Here is a 10,784-nt window from a genome sequence, read left to right on the forward strand (position 1 = left end):
GCTGGTTGAGGTGTGAGGCGCGCCAGCGCCGAGCCTCGAAACCAGCGGCACCAGCACGCCGGGCTGTGCCCAGCACAGTCCGCCCTGCAGGCCCGGAGGTTTCGAGGCTCGGCCGCGGGCGGCCTCGCACCTCAACCACCGGGAGTCAGGCGAGGCGAACCCAAGGCGTGCCGCCAGGCCAACCCAGCCACCTACCGGAGCCAACTGCGCGCGCGGCAGCGCGGCGCCCGCGCCGGAGGCGCGTCGAGGGCAAGTGCGGGCCGAGCTTGCGAGGACTGCGCGCAGCCCTCGACAGGCGACGCGCTCGCGCCATCAAGCCAGCCGGCGACGCGCTCGCGCCATCAAACGCCGTAGCCGTGCACGAAGTCGGTGAGCCGGGCCAGCTGGTCGGGGTCGGTGCTCGGGATGACGCCGTGGCCGAGGTTGAAGATGTGGCCGCGGGCGGCGCGGCCGGCCTCGATCACCTCGGCGGCGCGGGCGGTCATCACCTCGGTCGGGGCGAAGACGAGGGTGGGGTCGAGGTTGCCCTGGACGCCGCGGTCCCCGACGAGCGGGATCGCCCGCTCCAGCGGGGTGCGCCAGTCGACGCCGACGACGTCGGCACCGGCCTCGCCCATGAGGTCGAGCAGGTTCGACGTACCGACGCCGAAGTGGATGCGCGGCACGCCGAGCTCACCGACGCGGGCGAGCACGCGCGCGGAGTGCGGCTGCACGTGGCGGACGTAGTCGCCGGGGGTCAGCGCGCCGGCCCAGGAGTCGAAGAGCTGGACGGCGGAGGCGCCGGCGGCGACCTGGGTCTCGAGGAAGACCGAGGCGACGTCGGCGATCTTGCGCATGAGCGCGTCCCAGACGTCGGGGGCGCCGAACATGAGCGCCTTGGTCTTCGCGTGCTCCTTCGACGGCCCACCCTCGACGAGGTACGACGCAACCGTGAACGGCGCGCCGGCGAAACCGATGAGCGGGGTGCCGCCGTTGATGCTGCCGAGCTCGCCGACGAGGGCCTGCACGGCCTGGGTGATGAACGGGATCTGCTCGGGGGTGAGGTCCGGGATGGCGGCGACGTCCTCGAGCGTGCGGACCGGGTTGGCGACGACCGGGCCGACGCCGGGCACGATGTCGAGGTCGACCCCGACGGCCTTGAGCGGCAGCACGATGTCGGAGAAGAAGATCGCCGCGTCGACGCCGTAGCGGCGCACCGGCTGGAGCGTGATCTCGGTGATCAGCTCGGCGTTCATGCACGACTCGAGCATGCCGATGCCCTCGCGCACCTTGAGGTACTCGGGCAGGGAGCGGCCGGCCTGCCGCATGAACCACACGGGGGTGTGCGGGGCGGCCTCCCCGCGGGCGGCCTTCAGGAACGCGCTGTGCTCGAGTCCGGTCGTCACGGGGTCAGGGTCTCAGGTCGACGGCGTGGGACGCACATCCGTCCGGCTCCCCGGCCTATGGTGACCTCATGGTCGCCCGGCAAGAGACGCACCAGGGATCCGGCGCGGCCGGGGTACCCCGGGAGTTCAGCGCGGCCGTCGACAGCCTCCGGGCCGCGACCTTCCGCCCGGAGGTGTTCTGCGAGGAGATGCCGGCGCCGCAGCGGATCGCGCCCTACGCCACCGCGCTGTCGGCGGACGTGACCGTCGACGACGAGGAGGTCGCGACCGGTCGCCTCGTGGTGCTCCACGACCCCGCGGGCAACGAGGCGTGGGAGGGCACCTTCCGCTGCGTGGCCTACTGCCGCGCCGAGATCGAGGACCACCTCGCCACCGACCCGATGCTCACCGACGTCGGCTGGACCTGGCTGCTGGACGCGCTGCGGGCGCACGGCGCCGAGTACGTCGCCGAGTCGGGCACCGTCACCCGGGTGGCGACCGAGAGCTACGGCTCCATGGCGGGCGAGCCGGGCAACGCGCAGCTGGAGATCCGCGCGTCCTGGACGCCGGTCGACACCACCGACCTCGCCTCCCACGCCGAGGCGTGGGGCGAGCTCATGTGCACCGCCGGGGGCCTGGAGCCGGTGCCGGACGGGGTGGCCGTGATGCCCTCCCGTCGTGGCCAGCGGGGCGGCGCCGGCTGATGGCTGACCAGCCGGACCAGCCGGACCAGCCGGACACCGACGCGGAGGGCCCGTCGGCGGACGAGGCACCTCCCGTCGAGCTGCTCGCACTCGCCGACGGCCTCCCGCCCGTCATCGAGACCCCCGAGGCCCTGGCCGACTACTGCGCCGCGCTCGCCGCGGGCTCCGGGCCGGTCGCGATCGACGCCGAGCGGGCGTCGGGCTACCGCTACTCCAACCGCGCCTACCTCATCCAGCTCAAGCGCGAGGGTGCCGGGATCGGGCTCGTCGACCCGATCGCCTTCGACGACCTGTCCCCGCTCGCGGAGGCCATCGGTGACACCGAGTGGATCCTGCACGCCGCGACCCAGGACCTGCCCTGCCTGGCCGAGGTGGGACTCAAGCCTGCCGCCCTCTTCGACACCGAGCTCGCGGGCCGGCTGCTGAACTACCCGCGCGTCGGGCTCGCGACCCTGGTCGAGGTGCTCCTCGACCGCCAGCTGCTCAAGGAGCACTCGGCGGTCGACTGGTCGACGCGTCCGCTGCCCGAGCCGTGGCTGGAGTACGCCGCCCTCGACGTCGAGGTGCTGGTCGAGCTGCGCAACCTGCTCGCAGCCCAGCTCGAGGAGGCCGGCAAGGCCGACTGGGCCCGCCAGGAGTTCGAGCACCTGCGCGCGTTCACGCCGACCGTGCGGGTCGACGCGTGGCGGCGCACCTCCGGCCTGCACAAGGTCCGCGGCCGTCGTACCCTCGGCGCGGTGCGGGCCCTGTGGGAGACCCGGGACCGGATCGCGCGGGAGCGCGACGTCACGCCGGGCCGCTTGATCCCCGACTCCGCGCTGGTCGCCGCGGCGACGGCGATGCCGAAGAACCGCGGCGAGCTGATGTCGACGCAGGGCTTCCACGGCCGCGGTGCGTCGCGCTACGCCAACGAGTGGCTCGCCGCGGTCCGCGAGGCGGCGCAGATGCCCGAGGACCAGCTGCCGACCCGGGTCACCGGCGGCGACGGCCCGCCCGCCCCGCGGGCGTGGGCCGACAAGGACCCCGTCGCCGCCCGCCGTCTCGAGCTCGCGCGCGCCGCGGTGGGCCGGATCGCCGAGGAGCACCAGGTCCCGCTGGAGAACCTGCTGACCCCCGACACGCTGCGCCGCACGATGTGGACGCCGCCGAGGACCCGCGAGCCGGTGGAGCTGCTGGAGGCGGTCATCGACCAGCTGCGCGGCCTGGGCGCCCGGAGCTGGCAGGTCGGCCTGACCGCGCAGGCGCTGAGCCGCGCGATCCTCGACGCCGAGCCGGGTCAGTCGCGCTTGCGGTCGTCGGTGACCGTCGACGACGGCTCGACGTCGGGCACCGACGGCGACCCCGAGGGCCCGGACGGGGAGGCGCCTGACGGGTCGTCGGACTCCCCGTCGGACTCCTCGTCGGACTCCTCAGGCTCGTAGTCCGGGTCGAGCAGCGTCCGCGACTTCTCGTCGATCGCCCGCAGGTCCTCGCGGAGGTCCTCGAAGTAGGGCGTCGTCAGCAGGTCGACCAGGTCCGGCGCCACCAGCGCCTCGAGCTCGGCCTCGGGCACGAGCAGCGGCTGCAGGACCATGTTGCGCAGCGACTGGGTGAACACCGTGCCGTGCTCGGGCTGCTGCTCGGGCTGCATGAACGCCTCGCTCAGCGCCACGGTGAGCTTGGCCGGCTGCAGGTAGCCGGTCTCCGCGATCCGGCCGATGGCCTCGTCGTCGACCAGGTAGCTGAGGAAGTTCGCCGCGGCGCCGGTGCGGCCAGGGCGGCCGGGGGCGATGCAGATGCCGGTCAGGTCGGCGACGGTCCGGCTGGAGCCGAGCGACGGCATCGGCAGCACGTCGAAGCTGACGCCCGCCTCCCGCAGCTGCGGGGTGAGCGAGCGGAAGCCGGCGATCATGGCCAGCTTACCGCGCTCGAACCACTGCAGCGGCGTACGGCGCGACAGCTGCTTGGCCGACAGCGTCAGCCGCGGGTCGCGGAGCAGCTCGAGGGTCTCCTGCAGGGCGTCGGCCGAGCCGTCCTCGCCGAGGGCGAGGCTGGTCGGCTCCGCCGGGTCGTCGAAGACCTGGCCGCCGCCGGAGTAGATGAACGGCGCGAGGCCGCGCAGGGACGGCTCGATGTAGATGCCGCGGGTGCCTCGCCGCGGGCGGCTGGCGTACTCGACGGCGGCGCGGAGCTCAGCCATCTTCCAGCTCGCGTGGTCCTCGCGGGGCGTCGGCAGGCCCTCGGCGTCCATCGCCTCGAAGTCGACGAGGTCGGTGTTGTAGTAGATGACCATCGGCGAGGCGGTGTACGGCATGCACTGCAGGTCGTCGTCGTGGGAGAAGGCCTGCACGGCCGCGCGGGCGAAGTCGTCACCGATCGGGATCTCGCGCTCGTTGATGAGGTCGAGCAACCCGATGTTGTCGCCCTCCTCCATGGTCGTGGCCAGCTCGGAGCGCGGCAGGAGGTAGAGGTCCGGCTCGGTCTTGCCCGAGCGCAGGTCGGCCAGCATCGAGGAGGCGTCGGGCCAGGAGGTCATGGTGACCTTGGTGTCCTGGCTGCTGGCGTTCCAGGCGTCGACGACGGCCTGGTAGGCAGCGATCTCCTCGCCGGACCCCCAGACCGCGAACTCCAGCTGGGCCCGCGTGGGCTTGGACGGCGCCGGGGGCGGCGGGTTGTTGCTCCCGTTGCCCTGGGCCAGCGCCACCATCCCGACCAGCACGCTCACCGCCACCACGACGACGACGGCGCCCGTCCGCCAGTCGAACCGACCCACGTGTAAACCACCTTCTGCCAGGGAGTGTCGAGCACACCGGGCCGGGAGCGCCTCACGGCGCGTGGCCGCTCGTGGCGGCTTGAGTTGGGACCCGGGGCTGCCGCGACCCGGCGTGCTCGGTGCGTCAGTCTAGCCGGGACCGCCCGAGGCCCCGTGACAGCTCGAGGTGCCCGGCGGCCTCGAGCTGCTCGGCGAGGAGGAGGATGCGCCGCACGTCCGCGTCGGCGACCTCCGCGATCCCGGCGCGGCCCACCGCGACGACCCGCGCGAAGGCGGAGGCGCGGAAGAGCACGTCGGCGAAGTCCCCGGAGGCGATGCCACGCAGCACCTCGTCCACCATCAGGCGCAGCTCGTCCGGCCCGGGCGGGTCGGCGACGCCGGCGACCACCCGGGCGACCTCGGCGCGGGACCGGCCGGCCTCGAACTGGCGGGCCACCCCGGTCGGGTCCGCGTGCACCCACGAGCGCAGCAGGTAGAGCCGCCACAGGCAGCCGGCGAGCGAGTCGGCGGCCGCGTGCGACCAGACCTCCGCGATCGCCTCGATGCCCTCGGTGTCGGCGAGGTGCACGAGTCGGTCCGCCACGCCGTCGTCGTCGCTGTCCTGGGCGCCGCGCACCAGCAGCACCGCGGCCCGCTCGGCCGCCTCGGTCACCAGTGCGGGGTCCACCCCGTCCTGGTGCTCGTCGAAGAAGGCCGTCTCGCGCGGGACGGGCTTGTGGTGGGGACGCTCGGACACCGGTTCAGCGTAGTCGCCGGGCCTCAGGCGCCCAGCGCGTCGAACGCCTTGCGCAGCCGCACGTCGGAGACCGGGCCGTCGACGCCGAGCTGCTGCGCCCACAGGGAGACGCGGTACTCCTCGAGCATCCACCGGATGGCACGCAGCCCTGCGCCCGGCGGCCGTCCCTCGGGCAGGGCCGCCACCCGGGCCAGCCACGCCTCCTGCAGCGGCTGGACCAGGTCCATCCGCTGCCGGTCCTTGTGCAGCGCCGCGTTGCCGCCGACCTCGAGCGCCGTGCGCCGCTCCTTCATCGCCAGCAGCCAGGTGCGGTAGCGCCGCAGCCGCGCCGCTCCGGCCTCGCCGACGAAGCCGTCGTGGACCAGCCGGCCGAGCTGGGCCTGCAGGTCGGCCAGCGCTGGGAGCAGGGGCAGGTCCGCCCGCCCGCTCAGCAGGCGGTCCACCTCGCGCCAGGTCTCCAGGACCCGCAGCAGGTCCGCCACCGTGGTCCGCACCGCGTCGGCAGCCGTGGCGCTCACCGCGGCCAGCAGGTCGTCGTACTCCTTGCGGGAGTGGACGGGCCCGCGGGCGTCGACCGCGTCGACGACCACGGCGCGCAGGCAGTCGGCGATCAGCGCGTGCGTGGTGGGGTACGGCGTGCCGGAGAGGCCGAGCTTGTCGGTGTTGGACAGGCCGTCGACGACGCCCTTGACCGGTGCGTCGCCGAGCGCCAGCAGCAGCAGGCGTACGACGCCGAGGCGGTGCCGTGCGTCGCGCTCGTCGGTGGAGCCGAAGACCTGCAGCCCGACCGTGCCGCCCTCGTCGACCAGTCCGGGGTAGGCCTCCACCTCGTGCCCGGCGCGGGTCCACGTCGCCGTCTGCGGCACGTCGTCGAAGACCCAGTCGGTCTCGCCGGTACGGGCGACGCCGGAGTCGGAGGCGACCGACGCCATGGCCTCGTCGAACTGCGGCTGGAGCGGCGCCTTGAGGTCGGCGAGCGACTTGCCGCGGCCCTGGACGCGGCCGCGGTCGTCGACGACGCGGAAGCTGGGGGTCAGGTGGGCCGGCAGCGCGGCGAGGTCCCAGGCGTCGCGCGGGACGTGCACGCCGGTGGTGGAGCGCAGGTAGCGCTCGAGGGCGTCGAGCAGCGGCTCCTCCCCCGCCGGGACGGCGGCGAGGAACTCGCGGGCGGTGTTGGGCGCAGGGACGAAGTTCACGCGCAGCTGCTTGGGCAGGCCGCGGATCAGCTCGACGACGAGCTCCTCGCGCAGGCCGGGCACGATCCAGGAGAAGTCCTCGTCGTCGACGCGGTTGAGCGTGGAGACCGGGATGTCGATGGTCAGCCCGTCGTCCTTCGCACCCGGCTCGAAGTGGTAGCTGATCGGGAAGGTGAGGCCCCCCGCGACCGACCACTGCTCGGGGTAGTCCTCCTCGCTGACCTCGTCGGCGGCGTCGTGGGTGAGCATCGCCGGGTCGAAGGTGAGCAGGTCGGGGCGCTTGCGGCGCTCGTCGCGCCACCAGCGGTCGAAGTGGGCGCCGCTGACGACCCCCTCGGGGATGCGGGCGTCGTAGAAGTCGAAGAGGGTGTGCTCGTCGACGACGAGGTCCCGGCGGCGGGCGCGGTGCTCCAGCTCCTCGGCCTCCTCGAGCAGGCGCTGGTTCTCGCGCAGGAAGCGGTGCCGGGTGTCCCACTCGCCGTAGACCAGCGCGTGGCGGATGAACAGCTCGCGGGACAGCTCCGGGTCGATCTTCCCGTAGTTGACGGGCCGGTCGGTGGCCAGCGGGACGCCGTACAAGGTGACCCGCTCGGTGGCCATCACCGACTGCCGCTTGCGCGACCAGTGCGGCTCGGAGTACGAGCGCTTGACCAGGTGCGCGCCGAGCCGCTCGGCCCACTGCGGCTGGATCTCGGCGTTCTGCCGGGCCCACAGCCGTCCGGTCTCGACCAGCTCGCCGGCCATGAGGTACTGCGGGTTCTTCCGGGCCAGGCCGGAGCCCGGGAAGATCGCGAACCGGGCGCCGCGGGCGCCGAGGTACTCCCGCGGGCCGGGGCGGCGGCCGTCACGCTTCGCGCCGGGCTTCGGCTTCTCCCGCTCCTCCAGCAGCCCGACGTGGGAGAGCAGGCCCGACAGCAGCGCCTGGTGGATGCCGTCCGCGTCGGGGTTGTCGCTGGGCGCCTCCAGCCGGATGCCCATCTCCTTGGTGACCTGCCGCAGCTGGGCGACCAGCTCCTGCCACTCGCGCACCCGCAGGTAGTTGAGGAACTCCCGCTTGCACATGCGGCGGAACGCGCTGCCGGACAGCTCCTTCTGCTGCTGGCGCAGGTGGTTCCAGAGGTTGAGCAGGGTGAGGAAGTCGGAGCGCTCGGCCTTGAACCGGGCGTGCAGCTGGTCGGCCTGCGCCTGCTCCTTCGGGTGCTCGGCGCCGGGACGCTCGCGCGGGTCCTGCAGCGAGAGCGCGGCCACGATCACGAGCACGTCGCGCACGCAGCCCAGGCGCTCGGCCTCGAGCAGCATCCGGCCCAGCCGCGGGTCGATCGGCAGGCGCGCGAGGCGGCGGCCGGTCTTCGTGAGGTCGCCACGGGGGCCGACGGCCCCGAGCTCCTCGAGCAGCTGCACGCCGGCCTGCACGTGTCGCCGGTCGGGCGGCTCGACGAACGGGAAGCGGCTGATGTCGCCGCCCTTGTCGGCCAGGCCGAGCGAGCTCATCTGGAGGATGACCGAGGCGAGGTTGGTCCGCAGGATCTCGGGGTCGGTGAACTCCGGGCGGGACTCGAAGTCCTCCTCGGAGTAGAGCCGGATCGCGATGCCGGCGGCGACGCGGCCGCAGCGGCCCGAGCGCTGGTTGGCCGACGCCTGGCTGATCGGCTCGATCGGCAGGCGCTGCACCTTGGTGCGTGCGGAGTAGCGGGAGATGCGGGCGACGCCGGTGTCGACGACGTAGCGGATGCCGGGCACGGTCAGCGAGGTCTCGGCGACGTTCGTGGCCAGCACCACGCGGCGGCGCGAGCCCTTCGCGGGCGCGAACACGCGGTGCTGCTCGGCCGCGGAGAGGCGCGAGTAGAGCGGGAGGACGTCGATCCCGCGGATGCCCTCGCCGAGCGGCGCGAGCGCCTCGGCGGTGTCGCGGATCTCCCGCTCGCCGGGCAGGAAGACGAGCACGTCGCCCGGGCCCTCGGCGGACAGCTCCCGGACGGCGTCGACGATCGCCTCGGTCTGGTCGCGGACGATCGGCTCGCCGTCCCCGTCGACGTCGCCCTCGGCCAGGTCGCCGTAGTCGACCAGCGGGCGGTAGCGGACCTCGACCGGGTAGGTGCGGCCGCTGACCTCGATCACCGGTGCGGGCGTGCCGTCGGGTGCCGCGAAGTGCTCGGCGAAGCGGGCGGTCTCGATGGTCGCCGAGGTGATGACGAGCTTGAGGTCCGGCCGCTTCGGCAGCAGCTGGCGCAGGTAGCCGAGCAGGAAGTCGATGTTGAGGCTGCGCTCGTGGGCCTCGTCGATGATGATCGTGTCGTAGCGGCGCAGCATCCGGTCGCGCTGCAGCTCGGCGAGCAGGATGCCGTCGGTCATCAGCTTGACCCGGCTCTGCTTCGACGTCTTGTCGGTGAAGCGGACCTGGTAGCCGACCAGGTCGCCCAGCTCGGTGCCGAGCTCCTCGGCGATCCGCTCGGCCACCGAGCGGGCGGCGATCCTGCGTGGCTGGGTGTGCCCGATCATCCGCGGCCGGGCGGCCGGGTCGTCCGGGGCCGGCATGCCGCGGCCGAGCTCGAGGCAGATCTTCGGCAGCTGGGTGGTCTTGCCGGAGCCGGTCTCGCCCGCGACGATCACGACCTGGTGGTCACGGATCGCGGCGGCGATGTCGTCACGGCGGGCGCTGACCGGGAGGTCGGGCGGGTAGGAGATGTCCACAGCGCGGACCAGTCTCCCACCTGCCCGGAGCCGGGACGGAACCCGCGGGGGTCACCCACGCCAGGCAGGGACTCCGCTGAGGCCGGAGCGGCCGAGGATGACGGTCAGCACCTGGTCCCCGAAGTCGGCGACGGCCTGCACCTCACCGCGGCGCGTGGCCAGGGCGGCGCGCGTGGCCCCCTCGACGTCGACGTCCTCGCAGGTCCAGCCGGCCGGGCAGTCGTCGACGCCGGCGCCGGACCAGGACTCGACCTCGCCGAGACCGACCTCGCGCCAGGCCTGGTCCCCGACCTCGGTGTCGATGCGGGCAGCCATCGCCAGGAACCGGTCGGTGCGGTCGTCGCCGGCGGCCAGGCCCGCACCGGCGGCGAGTGCGTCGGTGAGGGCGCCCGGCCGCACGTCGCGTACCTCGACCTCCGGCAGGGCCGGGCCGGGCCCAGCGGCGGCCGGGCCGTCATGGGTCGCGGGCGTGGTCCGGTCGGGCACGGGGGCGTCGTCGGCGGCCAGCTGCCCGCCCGTGCTGAACCCGGCGGCGGAGACGGCGGCCACGGTCGCGGCGGTGCCGGCGACGGCGCCGGTGCGGACCCGGCGGTGCCGCCGTCGGCCGCGGCGCAGGTCGGCGTCCGGGTCGGTGGCCGGCACGTCCAGCTGGTCGGCCAGCAGCCGCAGCTGCTGGTCCAGGCGGTCCTCGAGGGGGGTGCTGCTCGGGTTGCTCATCGGTACTCCAGCTCGGTCTCGTGGTGGACGGGTTCGGCCAGCGCGTCGCGCAGCGCGGCCAGGGCGGCGGAGGTCTGGCTCTTCACGGTGCCGGGGCTGACCCCGAGGTCGGCGGCGGTCTCCTCGACGCTGAGCCCCCAGTAGTGGCGCAGCACGACCACCCGCCGCTGCTTCGGCGGGAGCGCGCCGAGCGCGACCCACAGGGCCTCGAGCTCGGCCACGTCCGGGCCGGTCACCGGCGCGTCTGGCAGGCGGTCGCCCGCGCTCGCCTCGCGCCGCCAGGGGCGCCGGGTCTCGTCGATGTGGGCGTTGACCACCGCCCGGCGCACGTAGGCGTGGACGGAGTCCGCCCGCTGCACCCGCGGCCACGCGACGTACAGCCTGGCCAGCGCCGCCTGGACCACGTCCTCCGCCCGGTGCGGGTCCCCGCACAACAACCACGCCGCGCGCATCAGCTGGGGTCGCCGCGCGGCGACGTACGCCGTGAACGCCTCGTCGCGTCTCGCCACGTCATCTCCTCTGCTTCTCCGGCATCGCCTTCACCCTTATCGACGGAACGCGCAGCCGATCGGTTGGACGCGTCGGGCCACGAGCTTGCGGTCCGTCGTGTGAGGTGGGTTACAG

The 10,784-nt window shown here is 74.0% G+C and carries 7 protein-coding genes and 1 pseudogene; 2 read left to right on the forward strand and 6 right to left on the reverse strand.

The features are described from left to right. Positions 1 to 341: 341 nt before the first annotated feature. Complete coding sequence (gene hemE / locus NOCJ54_RS0118850) at positions 342 to 1,385, reverse strand: uroporphyrinogen decarboxylase (RefSeq protein ID WP_028656734.1); 1,044 nt, start codon at positions 1,383 to 1,385, stop codon at positions 342 to 344. Between the two features lie 68 nt (positions 1,386 to 1,453). Here hemE and NOCJ54_RS0118855 point away from each other — a divergent pair, with 68 nt between their 5' ends. Further along, positions 1,454 to 2,068 (forward strand): DUF3000 domain-containing protein, encoded by a 615-nt coding sequence (locus tag NOCJ54_RS0118855; protein ID WP_028656735.1) that lies wholly within the window; start codon positions 1,454 to 1,456, stop codon positions 2,066 to 2,068. Further along, positions 2,068 to 3,489, forward strand: coding sequence for a ribonuclease D (locus tag NOCJ54_RS26920; RefSeq protein WP_084255448.1), 1,422 nt, complete (start codon positions 2,068 to 2,070; stop codon positions 3,487 to 3,489). The genes NOCJ54_RS0118855 and NOCJ54_RS26920 overlap by 1 nt, the downstream gene beginning before the upstream one ends. 218 nt (positions 3,490 to 3,707) lie before the next feature. On the opposite strand, the pseudogene NOCJ54_RS30380 reads toward NOCJ54_RS26920, so the two are convergent. The 5 genes and pseudogenes from NOCJ54_RS30380 to NOCJ54_RS0118885 all read right to left on the reverse strand — a co-directional run. Further along, positions 3,708 to 4,754 (reverse strand): annotated as a pseudogene (locus NOCJ54_RS30380) (ABC transporter substrate-binding protein); the annotation flags it as partial. A 190-nt stretch (positions 4,755 to 4,944) separates the two neighbouring features. Beyond that, complete coding sequence (locus NOCJ54_RS26925; RefSeq protein ID WP_036518683.1) at positions 4,945 to 5,556, reverse strand: hypothetical protein; 612 nt, start codon at positions 5,554 to 5,556, stop codon at positions 4,945 to 4,947. Between the two features lie 23 nt (positions 5,557 to 5,579). Continuing rightward, positions 5,580 to 9,455: an ATP-dependent RNA helicase HrpA gene (hrpA, locus tag NOCJ54_RS0118875; RefSeq protein ID WP_269634548.1), complete on the reverse strand. Its 3,876-nt coding sequence runs from the start codon at positions 9,453 to 9,455 to the stop codon at positions 5,580 to 5,582. Positions 9,456 to 9,494: 39 nt separating this feature from the next. Further along, on the reverse strand, positions 9,495 to 10,160 hold the full coding sequence (locus tag NOCJ54_RS0118880; RefSeq protein ID WP_028656738.1) for a hypothetical protein: 666 nt from the start codon (positions 10,158 to 10,160) through the stop codon (positions 9,495 to 9,497). Continuing rightward, on the reverse strand, positions 10,157 to 10,669 hold the full coding sequence (locus NOCJ54_RS0118885) for a SigE family RNA polymerase sigma factor (protein ID WP_028656739.1): 513 nt from the start codon (positions 10,667 to 10,669) through the stop codon (positions 10,157 to 10,159). Before NOCJ54_RS0118885 ends, NOCJ54_RS0118880 begins: the two co-directional genes overlap by 4 nt. Positions 10,670 to 10,784: the final 115 nt, after the last annotated feature.

Source organism: Nocardioides sp. J54, assembly GCF_000519005.1.
GTDB lineage: Bacteria > Actinomycetota > Actinomycetes > Propionibacteriales > Nocardioidaceae > Nocardioides.